This window comes from Bradyrhizobium sp. AUGA SZCCT0222, from assembly GCF_018130205.1.
Taxonomy (GTDB): domain Bacteria; phylum Pseudomonadota; class Alphaproteobacteria; order Rhizobiales; family Xanthobacteraceae; genus Bradyrhizobium.
Genome location: NZ_JAFCLX010000022.1, coordinates 25,414 through 41,709, shown reverse-complemented (window position 1 = coordinate 41,709; position 16,296 = coordinate 25,414). Strand labels below are relative to the sequence as shown.

Genomic DNA, 16,296 nt, shown 5'->3' with positions numbered 1-16,296 from the left:
CTTCCGTGCAATGCCTGCCTGGGCGCCGGCTACGCTCTCCAGACTCGGACTCGCGAAAACAGTTTCTGCGAAACGCTTCGGCAGCCGCCCAAGCGTGTCGTCGCGTAGATGAACGCCTTTGCGGCAACCTCGTCACCTCCTCCCGACACGCAGCGGGTCGTTCCCAGTCGCGTCGACCCGGCCTATCGTTGACGGGATACTTGAACTGCTTAGGCTGCGGGGAGAAGCCTCCTGCCGGTCTTGGTATCGCAAGGTGACCTCGACTGCGTCACCCGGCTCCAACTCGGTATCTTCGCTTGCGATGATCCGTTCCGGGCCCTTGTCGCCTTTTCTAATGATCGCAATGTCCGTTTTGTTACCGCTTCCGCGTGCGAGTTGTGATCGAACCATCGTAGTGTACAGAAGCTTCTCTCCGACGCTCTGCAACTTCTCGCGAATTTGGTTGAGCTTTACGCTGGTCTCCTGCAGCTCACGGAGCAGATCGAGCCTGCGCTGATCGTCAAGCTTTGCCAGCTTTCTGGTGAGCTCATCCTGTTGCTTCCTGGCCTGCAGCAGCTGCGCAGTGGTCTGCAGCTTCCGGGTTGACGACAGCAACACCGCGCGACGGGCATCCGTGACGCGAGGGCTGGTCAAGGACCCCCTGGCGAAGAGATCGGACGCTTTCTGCAGTTCTTCGAGGTCTGACTGAAGCCCCTCCTCCTCCTTCTTCTGCTGCTCCGAGAGCACGCGGATCTCGTCATCTCCCCGCCGGACGCCGCCTTGAAGGAATGTCTTTTCCTGCTGAAAGTCACTCTGCTTCGTTTTCAAATATTCCGTTTCTGCATTGACTATTTCCGAGATCGCCGACCGGGCTATGGGCACGTCCGTCAGAATGCCCGGATTGAGCTGCGTCGCCTCTCCGAGCTCATTCTTGATGCGCCACATACGCGCCTGTTCTTTGGCGAGTTCTGTCCAAAGCGATCCGTACTCGCTCCTCAGATCCGCCGACTCGAGATACGGATTATTCATTCTGATACGCATGATGTCGTAGCCGCCTGCCACAGCAACGAGTTGGCGCGCGGTGATGGACGGACGATAAGGGTACTCGCCCGGCTTCGACACGTCCCCATTTACATATATCGGTCTGTATTCCGCCACCATCGTTGTGACTTGATCTGCGTCTATCACGATGACGGCCTCGCGCAGTCGAAACACCTTGCTCGCCATTGCTGCACCAATCTTGGCGCGGAGCTGCGGCAAGGGCAGGCCGACGACTGGAAGCATTCCGACCAGTGGCAACGAAATGTTCCCGTCCATTTGAACGGCAGCACGATGCCGTAGCTCCGGCACGCCCGCCACCGAGACCTCCAGCACGTCTCCAATGTTTACCCGATATTCGGCCTTTGCTTGAGGGACGAACATCGTCAGACCGACGGCCACCAAGCCCCATTTGATGCTGCGGCCGAAGCTGCCGCCAAAGACATCGATATGGAAAACATTGCGCAGTCCAGAATTCGGCATGGTAGCAATTCCCTGCATGGACGTGGTCGATGGATGAAGTTGTTCAAATCTCTCGATGGAAGGCAGCGCGCCTGCATCGCTATCTTCCGAGCGACCGGCCAGAGACGCGATCCGCAAGACGCACTGTTCCTGTTCCCCTCATTCGGGCCGGGCCGCTCAATGCCTCCTTCGCTGTTCGATTGATCTGTTGATCAGTGCTGAACGTGCGAGCGGATTGCTTCCGACAATTCTAATCCTGCGTTGCCGCAGCTCAATCGACCATCGTGGTTACCCCTCACTACCCATTTATTGCCAGTTCGAACCGGCGACTCCGATGGTAGTGATTTGGCCACCGAGTGACTGGGTGGCAGAGTACAAATGAGTTATGCCTCCTTTACCAATTTGCCGGCCTCTACCGAGTCGTCGGCACGTTCGGTCGACGCCGGCAGGGCAGTCCCGGCACGCGTCGGCAGGAACCGATTGGCTGTCCTGTTGGTATTGGCCGCAGCTACCGAATTCCTGCTCGTAACCGTCGCGGCCTATTCCGCAGCCGTCCTCTACCATCGGGTAGTCCTCCTGAGCCCGCCGGACGCCGCCAAGTACATTCAGGAATCCCTTCTGATTTCCGCGCTGCAGTTGCTCGTTTCCATGGGGCTCCGGCAATACTCGCGAATCCAGACGCAGACCCGGCACGTCTTCCTGTGGAGCGGGGCCAGCGCCGTCTTCTTCGTGTTCGCCATCTTCATTTCGACATTGTTCCTTCTGAAAGTCTCAGAAGGCTACTCGCGCGCGACCATCATAGCCCAAGCTGTGAGTGTCCTCCTCACGGTACTTGGCACGCGGGCAGTGTGGTTCTCATTACTGCGCAGCGCCATTGCAACGGGGCTGATCGACGCAAGGCGCATCATTCTTATTGGAGACCAGGGGCACTGCCTGAAGTTTTCCGTTCGGGCAATGGAAACCGGAATTCGAACCATCCACTCGTTCGATTTTCCGCCCGTACGCACCAACGCCTCGAAACCGGCGCCTCCCAGCGCGGTTCAAGCGCGACCGGATGCGCGCCAACTTGTCGCAAACTGCCGGCCGCTCCGAGCAGATGACATTGTCATTTTGCCTTCAGAAGCGGATGTTCCGTCGGCTCTCGCGCTCGCCAGCGCCCTGTCAGATCTCCCAGTTGACGTTCATGTCCTCCCTGTTGGATCCATCGATCTGATGGCCGTGTCGCGGATCACACCGTTCGGCGACATGGTGACGATGCGGATCTTCCAGTGTCCCCTCACTCCTTTCAACCGGGCAATAAAGCGAGCCTTCGACGTCGCTGCTGCAATCGCCGGGCTCATTATGCTTAGCCCCCTCTTCGTCATCGTTGCGGTCGCAATCAAGCTCGATTCTCGTGGGCCGGTGTTCTTTCGCCAGACGCGCCACGGCTACAACAACGAACCCATTCGCGTACTGAAATTCAGATCAATGACCGTGATGGAGGAAGGCGACAATTTCAAACCTGTCACCAGACACGATCCGCGCGTGACTCGTCTGGGACGCCTCATGCGCCATACCAATGTCGACGAGCTTCCACAGCTGTTCAACGTCCTGATCGGCAACATGTCGCTCGTCGGACCCCGCCCACACGCAACCGCGCAGAACGAAGTGTTCGCTGAGCTGATCTCGTCATTTTCCCGCCGCCACAACGTCAAGCCTGGCATTACCGGCTGGGCTCAGGTCAACGGGTACCGTGGCGAGACCGATACCCTCGAGAAAATGCAACGCCGCGTGGAGCATGATCTGTACTACATCGACAACTGGTCACCTCTTCTCGATCTCAAAATCCTGGTCATGACCTTCTTTTCCAGAAAGGTGTATTGGAACGCTTTCTAGCGTGACCCCGACTGCGGTAGCGAACCGGCATTTGTTTATTCGTTAAACCGCAGGGGAGCATCGGAGTTGGGCAACTCCGTTGCATCCCATATTCGTTGATGTGCGGAGCCTCAGTAATGCAACTAGTAGGACTGGTACAAGACAATGCTGCAGAGTTTTAGAAACGATAGCTCCGTAACTCAGGACACTGCGCCGCCTGAATTTCGTTCTCCAGTCGAGTCCCTGACAGATGGAGTGGCCTTCATACGGCGGCACCTCTCGATCCTGTTGCTGACGGCCCTTGTAACGATTGGCACTGCTGTACTCTATCTCGTCGCTGCAGTACCAACCTATACTGCCACCGCGAAACTCGTCGTAGATGCGAAAGCGGCTCCAGGAGACATTGCGTCCGCGTCAACGATGGTGGAAGGCCAGATCGCAATCATAAACTCTGAGGGTCTGGCGCGTGCCGTGATACGGAAGCTCCGTTTAGCAGACGATCCGGAGTTTTCCGGGGGAGTCTTGCGACGTATGATCGGGTCGGCATCCCGGCTACTCGGCAAATCAGAAACTGAGTCCGGCGCGATGCGTCGCGCCATGGAATCGTTCGATCGCAAGCTTTCGGCCAAGCGCGTCGGCACAACGTACATTGTCGAGATTACCTTCGACTCCGTCGACCCAGAGCGCGCGGCGCAGATCTTGAACACCATTGCAGAGACGCATATAGCGTCTCAACTGGACGCAAAGATCAAATCGTCGTTGCGAAGCGCGAAGTGGGTCAAGGATCAGATAAACGAACTAGGCAGTCAGGCGTCAGCTGCCCAAAACGCTCTGGTGAATTATCGTAAGAACAGGACCAGCATCGCCGATTCCGCAGAGCCTGTCGATCCAGGAACATCCCCATCGCAATCGACGGGGAAAATGCAAGGTGATCTCGCCGAACTTGAAGCCGCCGCGGAATCCACCGCATCGGCTCATGATAATTTTCTTCGTGTGCTGCGGCACATGGAGGCGCAGCAGCAATCCTCGCCGACGTTACAAGTGTATCTGCTCATCGAAGCGACCCGTCCCCTGGCGGCCAGCTCGCCGAAAGTGGGGATCGTGCTTGGAATGTCGATCGTTGGCGGGTTGCTTCTTGGCATCGCCATCGGCGTGATGCGCGATCTGGCAGACCGGGGCATCCACACCAGCGGTGGCGCCCCCCTGCCTGTGGTGGTTCTTCAACAGGGTGACGCGGCTCTCGCCAAACAGAACTATACACCCGCGGCCTTATCAACGGTTCGACGCCAGAACCCGAAGGAGGAGCCCGGTGCTTTATCAGAGCACGGCGGCGGGATCAGGCGCGGCCCGGACGCGTAATGGAGCGAAGGAGGATCACGACGTCACGGCCGGGCTCGGGCGCAGCGGTGACAGCAAGGGTCCAAGGCGACGACGCCTCAGCCAGCCTCCCCTCGGCACGAACCGGACGGGGTAATCCAAAAGGGTCGGGGCTCGATGCGACAGCACGAATATACTCGATAGGCCGTCCACGATATAACGAACTCACTCCTTATTCTCATCGTTTGGTTCTTCGCAGATGTTCACGACGGCAGATCTCCTTGACTCCTACCCGTTTGCGGGCGGAGCCGCACCCAAGGACTGACGTAGTGGAGCACGCCCTCGGCGCAGCACGAAGCTGTACAAAACAATAAACGTACATGGCAATTTTGCTTTGTGCAGTTCAATCAAGTGAATGCGAGAGCCTTGGATGTTCGGATCCCTCTTCTGGAAGTCTGTACTGGCTTTCGCTTATCGTTGCTCCGGCGCGGTGGTCACGTTCGCCTTTGGCGTCTGCTTCGCCCGGATGATGAGCATCGAGGAGTACGGCGTCCTCGTATCGCTGATGACCTTCGGGTTTATCGCCTCGACGATTGGCCTCGTCGGTCAGCAACTTCTCGTATTGCGGGAAATACCAAGTCTCGCAACGCGGAAAGACTATACGTCGATCGGCTCGATCGTCGCCAAACGGGTTCGTGTGGCATGTTTGGGCAGCATTGCGGCGACAGCGATCGCTCTGCTGATATTCGTCGCCGCTCACGGCCGAGGGGGAGTATTCGGACGCTGGGAGTACGCCACGAGCCTGCTCTTGATACTGCCATTGGCATTGATCGAAATGCAGAGCTCGGTCGGTCGCGCGCTCGGTTCCGTCAACCTCGCACTCATGCCGAAGGATGTGCTGTGGCGATTGTTCATCATATTGTTCGGCGGAGCCTTCTTTGTAGCATATGGACATCCGGTCACGGCGGCAGATGTTTTCGTGATCGCGACCGGCATCCTGGTCGTGCTGATCGCCATTCAGCAGGTTCACCTGCGACGTCTCGCCCAAGGACATAGGCTGTTCACCAACGCGGTGAAGCGATCGAAGGACAGCGTTGCCGACGTCATCTCCACTTCCGGACCGTTCTGGGTGACCAGCATCGCCAGCATGCTGTTTGCTACAATTGACATCGTTATTGTCTCGGTCATCGTCGGTCCGGAAGCCGGCGGACTTTATTACGCCGCCAACCGGATTGCGCTCCTTCTCGATTTCTTCCTGGTGACTTTCTGCATTCCCGCGGCACCTCTCATCGCACGGCTATTCGACGAGGGTCGTCGCACGGAGATCACACGCATCATGTCAGGTGGGACACTGGCTGCCTTTATCGGCGTCCTTGGATGCGTCGTGGTATTGGCTCTGGTCGGCGACATCGTGCTGATGGCCTTTGGACAGCATTTCGTCCGCGCCCACGGAGTCCTGATGGTCCTGGCGATCGGCATGCTAGCGTCGACATACTTCGGTGTCGGCAGTGTCGCACTGAACATGACCGGGCATCAGCGGGCCGCGATGAACATCATGGTCACCACTTCCGTGCTGGGGGTCGCGGCCATGGTCGGCGCGACCTGGATGTTCGGGATTTGGGGAACCGCGGTCGTTCTGGTCGTCGTATGGGTCGCGAACAGGGCATGGATGGCGGCCCACATCTACGCGGCGGAAGGGATCGATCTCACTCCCACCACGATGCTAATCACTATCGGGAGGCGTGCAACACGCATAGTCGCATGAAGATGGATCGAGGCGCATTCGATTACGAGGTTTCAGGAAGCCGGCTTTCGATGGGGCTGGTGAGACTTCTCGACACCGCCATTGGGCGGATCAGCGGGCGCGGCATCGGGGTCGCCATGCAGGCGATCCGCCCCCTTCTGAACTCCCAGCTGTCTTGCGTCCATTTCGCGGACGGCAGTCGCATGTTCTTTCGGCTGGACGACGCTTACTGGAATTCGTTCATCCGCCAGCCCGACACCGAGTACGAGCCGGAGATAGGGAAGTTTCTGCTACGGCTGAAGGATGTCGACTATGTGTTCTTTGATTGCGGCGCCAATATCGGATACTGGTCCGTTCTAGTCACGTCGGAAATGCTGGGCCGTAAACGCGCGGTTGCCGTCGAGGCTTCACGGGAGACGCTCGCTATTCTTCAGCAGAACTGTATCGCCAATGATCGGCGCTTCGCGGTCTACTGCAGGGCATTGTGCGAGACCGATGGACAAAAGCTGCTCTTCTTTACCAACGGACCTCATGCCGCCCGACACATTGTGGAGCCGCAGAGCAGCAATTCAACACACCTCGAAGCGGTCATATCAACATCGGTTGATGCGTTGGCGCGGCAACTGCAGCTGACGGACAGCGATCGGATCATCGTCAAGCTAGATGTCGAGGGCGCTGAGATCTCGGCGCTAAAGGGCGCCCACCGAGCACTGAAGCGCGACACGCTGGTCATTTTCGAAGATCATGGCCAGGACCGGAGCCACGCTACCACGAGGTTCGTGCTCGATGAGCTCGGATTTCCGGTCTTTTCGATTACTGCCGATGGGGCCATTACGGAGATCAAGGAGCTCGTTGCACTGGATCGGCTGAAAGCGGACCCGAAAAGAGGCTACAATTTCGTGACCTGCCCTCCAGGGTCCGGCTTCCACCGGTGGATTGCAGGAATTGCCGATAGCGCAAGGTCGTGCTGAGCGCCCTGCCGCTCGGACTTGGTCGGCCTCGGAGATGATGCCGGCAAGCGATCCGGGAGGATGCTCGTGCAATCAATGCGCCCAGGTTCCTGACCACGTCCCGTGGCTAGTCTTCCAGAGATGGTATTGCGCGAGCCCTTCTGGTGGTTGCGCTGCGCCGGATTGCGATCGTAGCGGCCAGAATGGGTTCGGCCGGCTAGCGGCCCTCCGCCGACCCGAACTGGCGCTTCAGTCGTTCGCCCGGGAGGCTTTTTCGCGCAAGCGGCTATTCGGTATCACCAGAACACAATCATTGCTAAGTACGACCCAGCAGCATCTGGACCGCGGACTGAACACCGTTCATTCGAGCCTCGAACGCGGCTCTCGTATCAAATTGCCCCCCGACACCGATGCGAGGAAGTCCAAATTGATTCGGCTTGCAATCGGATACATGCCCATGCCGCGTCGTCACTGCGGTCGAAAAGCCTGCTTCCTTTGCCAGATGTTCTTCGCGGGGACCACATGCTCCGGAGGTGCCGTAAGGATAAGCGAAGTGCCGAACGGGGCGCTGAAGTAATTTCTCCAGGTAGTTGCGGTTAGCTACCATTTCGGAGCGTGCTGAAAGGGCATCCAAGTACGCCAGTGCCGGATGCGAATCCGTATGCCCGCCAATTGACGCGAGAGGGTGCTGCGCCAAGCTCTGAAGCTCGCGTTCATCCAGGAAATAGGCATCATTCAGCGCCGATAGTGACAGACCCGCCCTGCTGAATGTTGGGGCGAGCATTGCGGCTCGGCGGTAATCTTCGTGAACCCACTCGCCTACCTTCCGCAAGGCCGATGCCTTCTTATCCAAATCGGGACAGCAGAACCGGATGCCCATCGCGTCGATCGTAACCGTGTCTCTCGAGCGAAACAATTCGCGTAAGCCTAGCCACCACGGCTGCAGCGTCCGCGTCGGGGCGCCGGTCGGAACGTACACCATGAACGGCGCGTTGTTTCGCTCGAGGATGGGAACCGCAGTGGAGACGTTGTCTCGGTAGCCGTCGTCAAAGGTAAGCACCGCATAGCGGCGCGGTCGAGGATCCGTGGCCAATCGCTCGAGACACGCTTCGAGATCGACAATCTCCCATCCTTCCTGGCGTAGCCACTTGAGCAAATATTCAAAAAGTTCAACTGAAGTGCCGCTCATCAATTCCGAGCGATAGTCTCGCTGAATCTCATGGAACATCAGGATGGCCGCCCTTCCGGCAAACATCCTGCGGAGAGTTGGCGTCAATCCAGACCAACTAGCCGCTTGGAATATGCTTCTCTTGAGCATCTGCTTCATTCCAAGCGCTCCCCAGGCTCACTACTCGCACAGGACTCGGCCGCACAACTGTGGTGTCCGTTTATTTCCACATGCGGCCTGCCAATGCCCATCTTCAAAATGCCCCTCGTGAGCGCGATAAACGCCTATGCATGCGAAGGCAGAAAACGAAAGAAGAGGAACTCCAACATTTATCAACGAACTGCCTCGTCCACGCAACCGCGTACCGCTACTCACTAGTAGGTACCTCAGAATTCGCCGTCTCCATCAGACATCTTTCAGGTAGCATCTCGCTGTCTGACACAAAACGCAGGGCCGCGAGCGATGCCGCGTTTTTGTGATGTGAGTGTCGATGAAATGGCCCCTATGAAAGTACTGATCGCTAATAAGTATCTCTTCAACAACGGTGGCGCGGAGACCGTGTTGTTTCAGGAACGAGAGTTCCTGACGAAGACCGGGACGGACGTTATCGACTTCGCGATGCAGCACGAGCGAAATATCCAATCGCCGTACGCCACGCATTTTGTGTCCAGACAGGAATATCGGAGCGGCGGCTACCTTGCCAAGATAAAGGGCGCGCTTTCGTTGATCCACTCTCGCGAGGCCGTCAGCAAACTCGCATCGCTGATCGATGAAACGCGACCAGACCTGATGCACTGTCACAACATCTACCATCAGCTGACACCATCGATCATCGGCGTCGCCAAGTCGCGGGGAATTCCCGTTGTACTGACGCTGCACGATACGAAGCCGGTCTGTCCGGTGCACAGCCGAGCGCGGGACGGCCAATTGTGCTCGTTATGTCTTGGCGGCGATTTCCACCATGTGCTGACCCATCGTTGTTCTGACGGCTCGATGGTACAGAGCGCCGCGCTTTACCTGGAAGCAGTGACGCAACGCTGGCTGGGAAGCTACGAGAAGGTGGATCGCTTTATCGCTCCGAGCCGGTTCATGCAGGAGTCGGTGTTGCGTCGGTTCTCAGCGGACCGGGTGGCGCTGCTCTACAACGGCGTGGATGTCACGAACATTTCGCCGAGCGGCCGGGACAAAGGCTTCGTGCTTTACTGCGGCCGGCTTGCAGCGGGCAAGGGCGCGGAAACCCTGCTGCGCGCCCATGAGGTTGCGGGATGTCGATGGCCACTCGTCATTGCTGGCACGGGGCCGCTAACCGATGATTTGAAGTCTCAGTTTTCCCGGAATGTACAGTTTGTCGGCCAGCTTTCCGGGGAGGCGTTGACCACGACAATCGCTGACGCATCTGTGGTGGTTGTGCCTTCGGAGTGGTCCGAGAACTGCCCAATGTCCGTGCTGGAGGCGATGGCGCATGGCAAGCCGGTCATTGCGACCCGCATTGGCGGCATTCCGGAGCTCGTGGACGATCACGTGACGGGATTTCTGTTTGAACCCGGAGACGCAGACGAGCTTTGCATCCACCTCGAGTGCCTTATGGGTGACGCCGATCGTCGCGCGCACATGGGAGCTGCCGGAAGGATCCGTGCGGAACGGGACTTCTCTCTCGAGAAGCATAACGCCGAGCTGATGGCCGTCTACCAGTCACTGGTGCACGGGAGAAGCTTTGTCGACCGCTCGATACCCGCTCAAGGAGTTCACGAGCTACTAACGACTAGTAGGAGGGCGTAGTGAGTGCGGAACATCCGGTGCTGCGGGTGATGATGCTTGGCTTACGTGGATTCCCCAATGTGCAGGGAGGAGTGGAAACTCACGCAGAACAATTGTGCCCCCGCCTCAAGGAATTGGGTTGCGATGTCGAAGTGATCGTTCGCTCCTCGTACATGCCGCCAGACCGAGGTGATGAGTGGCACGGGGTACGCTACATGCGGGTGTGGTGTCCGAGGATTTCGGGTCTCGAGACGCTCGTTCATTCGTTTCTCGGGGTGCTGGTGGCAGCATGGCAGCGGCCGGACGTATTGCACATTCAGGCCATCGGGCCGGCTTTGATGGTACCGCTCGCGCGGTTGCTGGGACTGCACGTTGTGGTGACGCACCACGGCCCGGATTACGAACGTGAGAAGTGGGGTGCATTGGCCAGACTGGCTCTGCAAGCCGGCGAGGCCTGGGGCATGCGGTTTTCCAATGGCCGCATCGTGATCTCCCGGACCATTCGGAAGCTGGTACGGGAGAAGTACGGCTTGAGTTCGGTCCTTATTCCAAACGGCATCGCCTTGCCGGAAGCGCCGAGCAGCACTTCGGCACTGCAGAAATTCGGGCTCGCGCCGGGACGGTACGTGTTGATGGTGGGCCGACTGGTACCGGAGAAACGGCACATGGACCTGATTCAGGCCTTTGCCGATGCCGCGCTCGACGGATGGAAGCTCGTGCTGGTCGGGACTGCCGAGCATGCCGACGCCTATACGGCAATGGTGGCGGCACGCGCTGAGGCGACCAATGGGGTGGTGATGACCGGCTTCCAGTGCGGCCTCGCCCTGCAGGAGCTATACGCCCATGCAGGTCTTTTTGTCTTGCCATCTTCGCACGAAGGTCTGCCGATCGCATTGATGGAAGCCTTGAGCTTCGGCCTGCCCGTTGTCGCGAGCGATATTCCTGCTCATTTGGAGATCAGATTGGATGACGCGCACTACTTTCATTTGGGAGACGTATCAGCGCTCGCCGAACGTCTGGCGTCGTTTGCACACAACCCGTGGCCGTCCGAACGCCGCGAGCAAACGCGCAGCTGGCTGGCCGAACGGGAAGACTGGAGTTCCGTCGCCGAACGAACCTTCGGGTGCTATCGCAGAGCGATCGAGCCACGCAGAGGGGGCCCGCATGTGCGGTCTCGGACGGTACCGCCCCGCACGGCCTAGCGGGTCGCGCGCGCGACGCGGCGGCAAAGCTGTCATGACAGCACTGCTTTGGGACCACGCACCGCAAGCGCGATGCCGGTCCCACAATCGGGCCGCATTCCGCCCGCCGGCCGAACCAAGGCGCCGCTCAAAATGAATGCGCTCCTGGTATTTTTTCTCGGCTTTACCTTTTTGAGATCATTCTCGAATGGGGTCGATCGCCTGTACAATATCAACCTTTCATCGACTCTTTCGTTCACCGCTATCGTGGTCGGCCTTGTGGTCGCCTGGCACATGCGACGTGTCCGAATACACAGGAGACTGTTTACCCTGTTGATGTGCTTGTCGGCCTTTGCCGTCGCTTGCGGACTGTCGTTTGTCGTCAACGCCTTCGATACCGGGAGCATTTTCGACCGATATGCCGCCTCGTACGAGATCCTGAGGTACACATATCTCTTCATGTTTGTGATACTGGTTTCTGCTGTCTATCGATCTCCATCTTTTTGCCTGAACGTCCATCGCGTTTTTATTTCTTTGCTGTTTCTGATGTCCGCGATCGGACTAGTCCAGCATCTGACCGGTCATGCCGAGCTCGCCTCGCCATACGACAAGGTTGCACGTGTAGCAGGTCTTTCTGCGCACCCCGTATCCTTCAGCCTGGAACTGGTGCTGACCTTTTGCATTTGCGAGCTCTCGCGCCGAAAACTGCGCCTTCCCGTTAGACACTTCCACATTTTGGTGTACCTGTTCTTTCTCGTCGCCCTGATCCTTGCTGCTTCAAGAACCGGGGTCGCGCTATTGGGAGTGACCTTCGGCATATTCCTTCTTGCTCAGAGACCTTCCCTCCTGCCAGCGTTCGCCGCAGCATTTGCTGTTGTCATGTGGATATCTCCATTCGGAGAATCGTTTTCGGAGCTGAGATCGGTTCCGGATTATATTCTGAGCGGGGAATATAAGGTGTGGGATTGGCGCACTGCGCCGACCTCATTCCATTGGCGCATCCACCACTGGTACGAACTATCCATGCTCGCATTGGAACGACCGATGATCGGATATGGTCCCGGTCAAGTGGTGTTATACAGCCCGTTCTCCCTGCTGGCGCACAGTCAATTCGTGGAAACATTCTTCGAGACGGGCGTGCTCGGCCTGATCTCCTTTGCCGTGTTTTGGTTCAGTCTCCCGCTGGCCGCAATGTCAGACCGGCAGCAGCTTGTCGTCTCCTATGGCAGACAATCAGCAGAAGTTGGAACTCTGCACTTCTGGCTTGCCATGTTTGCCGGCGTGACTCTGGTTGCATTGTTCGATGACAGCTTCAACAGGGAAACCTTGGCGTTCTCGTACCTGATCGTCAGTATGTTTGTCGTGCTGGCTCAACCTCAAGCCGTCACCGAACGTAACTTCAGATCGCCTTACTCGCCCATCGCGATGACCGCTGGTCGCGGATCGCAGCATTGGGAAGCCGAGGAACTACCTGAACCGCAGTCTGGCCGCTGATGTCTCATCGGCCTGTTCGAGATATGAAAAAGTATCTTACCGTTCCGCTCACGGCTCTCATGCTCCTGGGCGCCCTCGTCTCATCGGCGAGTGCCGAGGCAATGGCAGCTCAGGCAGGGTCTTTGGTTCGTCAAGCCGTGCAAGCGGGGAAGATGGCATCACAAGCCGCTCCGACCACCTGCACGTCTTTGTCTATCGATTGTGTCGTTTCGCAAAATTCCGGATACAACACCGGAATATATCCACACGGAGTGAAGACCTATTTCTCGTGGTATGCAGGTGGCCCGGCTGCCACGGGAAACGGCGCTCCGCCTTCCGATTTTTCTTCACTGACGGGTTGGGGACAGATTTATCCGCAAGCCGGTTCTTCGAACGTTGCTGCCAATATTTATATAAAGGACTATCGCGTCTTTGTGCACTTGAAGGGGGGCGGCTGGCAACTTGTGCAGGATCAAGCCACGAATTCCATCGGCGGCTATCACTACGTGGCCGATTTCTCCAACAACTCCTTTTCGGCAATGGGCCTCGACGTTCAGTCTGACGGAAGCGTGAGAATGGACTCGCCGCCATCCGGCCACAATGATCACTTCTGGATTGAACCAAGGGGATCGTATGATCCCGGAACAGTCGACGGGGTGTTCTCGATGGCACAGCTGCGCACCGATAGCGCAAGCGCAAATCTGATCGCCAACTTTGGAGGTGACTGGTGGAGAAACACGTCAGCTCCGTATCTCTACCAGAACGGCGTGTTTGTAAATAATCCCGGCATCGGTATGGGCAGCTGGGTCAGATTGACGACGACGTACCAGTACTTCTTCTTCACGACCATGACTAAATCGCAACTTCAAGCCGAACCGCCTCCACCCTTGAGGTAAGCTGAACTGTGCTTCGGTACTCGACAGATCCGCTCGGCACTGCCGCAACAGCCTCCGCTTCCACGTGGGCGGCGCGCTCGCCAGGGTTATCGCATGCGCGGCGGCAAGAGAGCGATTCAGAAGCGGTCATCGATCTCCTGATCGGGCCTCATCTGGCCGCGGCCCAGGAAGAGCCTGCACAGGATCCGAGTCGAACTCCTTTCAGCCGCGTGCACCCGTTTGCGCTGAGCATTCTCGTGAACGTCCGTGGCCCAGGCGGCTTGCGCCGCCGACACCCGTTCCCTGCTAGCTGGTGAGGACCATCAGTGAGGCGCCCCCGAGCACGTGCACAGACAGGTCCTCTCCGGCAACCGTCCGTACAATGCGCCGCGCGGCGTTAGCGAGGGTGGATTTCGCGGTTCGCCATTCGGGATGGATATCGAGAAAATCTTCCATCCTGGTGTACTGGCTGTCAATGATCTCAAAGCCGGTATCACGCAGAGTAGCCAGTGCTGTTGCCTGATCAAAGTAATGCAGGTGGCCAGCTTGCTTTCGTCGCTGAAGGGGGATGCCGCGCAAGAGGCCGAGGACACTTATATCGAGGGGAATATGAAACACATAGTATTTCGAACGCCCTCTGAGCCTTCGCAGAAAGCCCATATAGTCTTCGATGTGCTCGAAGACATCGATGCACAGGAGACAATCGTAGCTTTCGTTGGTTTGCAGGAAATCGCCGCAGAGGAAGCTTAGGTTCTCTCTCTCGCGCTGTTTGGCGGCGTTTATGGCGTAGGGAGCAATATCGTAGCCAACGGCGGTTGAGTCGCGGAAGATATCGTGCCGAAGAAGGGCATTCAGAACGCCTCCCGTGCCGCAGCCTATGTCGACGATTTTCTGGCAAGTGACGTTGTTGGCGCGCACGATCTTGGCGATCTTCGCGGCCTTGCCACCGGCATCTTCGTCATGCCAGCCCGGATAGGCCTCGGCATAACCTTTTCCGGTATAGAGGTCGCTTGGCATGAGCTCTGCCCCCCTGACATTCGCCATTGTTCCCTCCTTTGATTGACAGAAAAGGTGCGGGTCAGGTCGAGGGACAAGGCCCTGGACGTCGCGGCCGCGCCCTGCGCCCGTAGTCCGGCCCGCTACTTGGTAGCGACTGCAGTGATGCCCATAAGGAAACGGGCCAGGTAACTGTGCCGCAACCGACCTGGAGACTGCTGCAGCGCCCGTTCGATGCCGCGCAGCAGTTGGTAGGGGGGCGTGGCGAGCCGATATCCGGAGACCACCAGGGGGAATTCGACCGAGCGGAAGCCGGATTTGAGCATCAGGGCACGCAGTGAGCCGTAGTCGTATTCCCGCATGTGCATGCCCTTCGCCACGTCGTCGAAGAACACCGAAATGTCGTGCGGCCCGGTGACGCTGCTCGGGGTCTTGCACACATAGTGCCCGCCGGGCTTGAGCACCCGGTGGATCTCCCGGAGCTGGGCCTCGGCGTCCTCGACATGCAGATGCTCCATGAGCTGGTCCGAGTGCGCCAAACCGACGGAGTTCTCTGCGAGCGGGATTTCGACCCCGTCCGTCTTCAGGAAGCGAAAGTTGGCCGGCGCGGCGGCGAAATCCACCAGGGCGTCCGTGACATCGAGGCCCAGCACCTCCCCGGCGAATCCGGACAGTGCGAAAGGCAGCAGGGCGTCGCCGCAGCCGATCTCCAGGTATACGTCACCCCGCTCGACCCGGGGCTTGAGGAGTCTGACCTGTTTGGCGATCCGGTCCGCGCGCGAGTCCACTGCGGTTTTTTGCGGATGGTCCGGCAGGCTGTCGAACAGCTCCGAATAGACTTCGGTATAGAGCCGGGAGCGCTCGTCGCGGCCGGCGAACCGCAGCCGATCCGCGAGCCTGCGTTCGAGTTCGTAGTGCGCGCTCAGCCGTTCGGGGGACCGCGTGTCCTTCCGGCGCCGCTGGATCGCCGCATAGTCAGGCTTCAGGTTCGTCAACACACGCGCACCATTCATGCGGCCGCTTCTTTTGCCTAGTGTGAGACCGTGGCGACCGATTCGCGCGGACCCTCCGCAGCACGGGCGCGGGACTCGCCCACGATCATCTCCACCAGCAAGTGTGTCGTGGATCCGAGGTTATCTCAATAACCCTTACGAGCTACCCCGGAGCGCGGGATTTGATCAGCCCCGGAAGAATTGCGCTATCCAGCTCAGTTGAGGTGCAAGACCGCTCGCTCCAAAACGATCGGCAAGCGACGACGCATTGTCCTGTCCACGTTCCAACACGGCCAGCCGGAGCGCGTGCTTAACCGTGACTGCGCAGACGACAATTCCGCGAAGAAGCGCGCGGCGAGCGATGCGAGGCGGGAGTTCTGGCGACAGGTCGCGCAGTCCGGATTTCTCGGCACCGACCTCAGCGTGAACGAAGCGTCCTCACACCACGCGTCAAACGATACTTACGTGCGTTCCTCTCGGCTGGTTCCGTCTGCTTCCGTTCCCGCAAT

At 58.4% G+C, this 16,296-nt stretch carries 12 protein-coding genes; 8 read left to right on the top strand and 4 right to left on the bottom strand.

Features of this window, described 5'->3' with window-relative positions; all coding sequences use genetic code 11:
- Positions 1-132: 132 nt before the first annotated feature.
- Complete coding sequence (locus tag JQ629_RS20055) at positions 133-1,617, bottom strand: polysaccharide biosynthesis/export family protein (RefSeq protein WP_249135164.1); 1,485 nt, start codon at positions 1,615-1,617, stop codon at positions 133-135.
- A gap of 240 nt (positions 1,618-1,857) precedes the next feature.
- Here JQ629_RS20055 and JQ629_RS20050 point away from each other — a divergent pair, with 240 nt between their 5' ends.
- The 4 genes from JQ629_RS20050 to JQ629_RS20035 all read left to right on the top strand — a co-directional run bounded on the left by JQ629_RS20050 (position 1,858) and on the right by JQ629_RS20035 (position 7,365).
- Entirely contained in the window at positions 1,858-3,354 is a 1,497-nt protein-coding gene (locus JQ629_RS20050) for an undecaprenyl-phosphate glucose phosphotransferase (RefSeq protein ID WP_212414131.1), read from the top strand.
- 144 nt (positions 3,355-3,498) lie between these two features.
- The gene (locus JQ629_RS20045) at positions 3,499-4,692 is read left to right on the top strand and encodes a Wzz/FepE/Etk N-terminal domain-containing protein (protein WP_212414130.1); all 1,194 of its coding nucleotides are present in this window, start codon (positions 3,499-3,501) and stop codon (positions 4,690-4,692) included.
- 388 nt (positions 4,693-5,080) lie between these two features.
- Positions 5,081-6,415 carry an oligosaccharide flippase family protein gene (locus tag JQ629_RS20040; protein WP_212414129.1) on the top strand — a complete coding sequence of 445 codons (1,335 nt, stop codon included), beginning with the start codon at positions 5,081-5,083 and terminating at the stop codon, positions 6,413-6,415.
- On the top strand, positions 6,412-7,365 hold the full coding sequence (locus JQ629_RS20035; RefSeq protein WP_249135163.1) for an FkbM family methyltransferase: 954 nt from the start codon (positions 6,412-6,414) through the stop codon (positions 7,363-7,365). The genes JQ629_RS20040 and JQ629_RS20035 overlap by 4 nt, the downstream gene beginning before the upstream one ends.
- Before the next feature lie 295 nt (positions 7,366-7,660).
- On the opposite strand, the gene JQ629_RS20030 is transcribed toward JQ629_RS20035, so the two are convergent.
- Positions 7,661-8,671 carry a polysaccharide deacetylase family protein gene (locus JQ629_RS20030; RefSeq protein WP_249135162.1) on the bottom strand — a complete coding sequence of 337 codons (1,011 nt, stop codon included), beginning with the start codon at positions 8,669-8,671 and terminating at the stop codon, positions 7,661-7,663.
- Positions 8,672-9,016: 345 nt separating this feature from the next.
- On the opposite strand from JQ629_RS20030, the gene JQ629_RS20025 reads away from it, so the two are divergent.
- The 4 genes from JQ629_RS20025 (at position 9,017) to JQ629_RS20010 (ending at position 13,820) form a co-directional block, all read left to right on the top strand.
- Positions 9,017-10,291, top strand: a complete 1,275-nt coding sequence (locus tag JQ629_RS20025; protein WP_212414128.1) for a glycosyltransferase family 4 protein — start codon at positions 9,017-9,019, stop codon at positions 10,289-10,291.
- Positions 10,291-11,472 carry a glycosyltransferase family 4 protein gene (locus JQ629_RS20020; RefSeq protein WP_349628804.1) on the top strand — a complete coding sequence of 394 codons (1,182 nt, stop codon included), beginning with the start codon at positions 10,291-10,293 and terminating at the stop codon, positions 11,470-11,472. Before JQ629_RS20025 ends, JQ629_RS20020 begins: the two co-directional genes overlap by 1 nt.
- Before the next feature lie 72 nt (positions 11,473-11,544).
- Positions 11,545-12,945: an O-antigen ligase family protein gene (locus JQ629_RS20015; RefSeq protein WP_249135161.1), complete on the top strand. Its 1,401-nt coding sequence runs from the start codon at positions 11,545-11,547 to the stop codon at positions 12,943-12,945.
- Positions 12,946-12,968: 23 nt separating this feature from the next.
- Positions 12,969-13,820: a hypothetical protein gene (locus tag JQ629_RS20010; protein WP_212414127.1), complete on the top strand. Its 852-nt coding sequence runs from the start codon at positions 12,969-12,971 to the stop codon at positions 13,818-13,820.
- Between the two features lie 285 nt (positions 13,821-14,105).
- Here the strand turns inward: JQ629_RS20010 and JQ629_RS20005 are convergent, their stop codons facing one another.
- Positions 14,106-14,843, bottom strand: coding sequence for a class I SAM-dependent methyltransferase (locus JQ629_RS20005; protein ID WP_212414126.1), 738 nt, complete (start codon positions 14,841-14,843; stop codon positions 14,106-14,108).
- Between the two features lie 95 nt (positions 14,844-14,938).
- Positions 14,939-15,808, bottom strand: coding sequence for a class I SAM-dependent methyltransferase (locus tag JQ629_RS20000; RefSeq protein WP_212414125.1), 870 nt, complete (start codon positions 15,806-15,808; stop codon positions 14,939-14,941).
- Positions 15,809-16,296 lie beyond the last annotated feature (488 nt).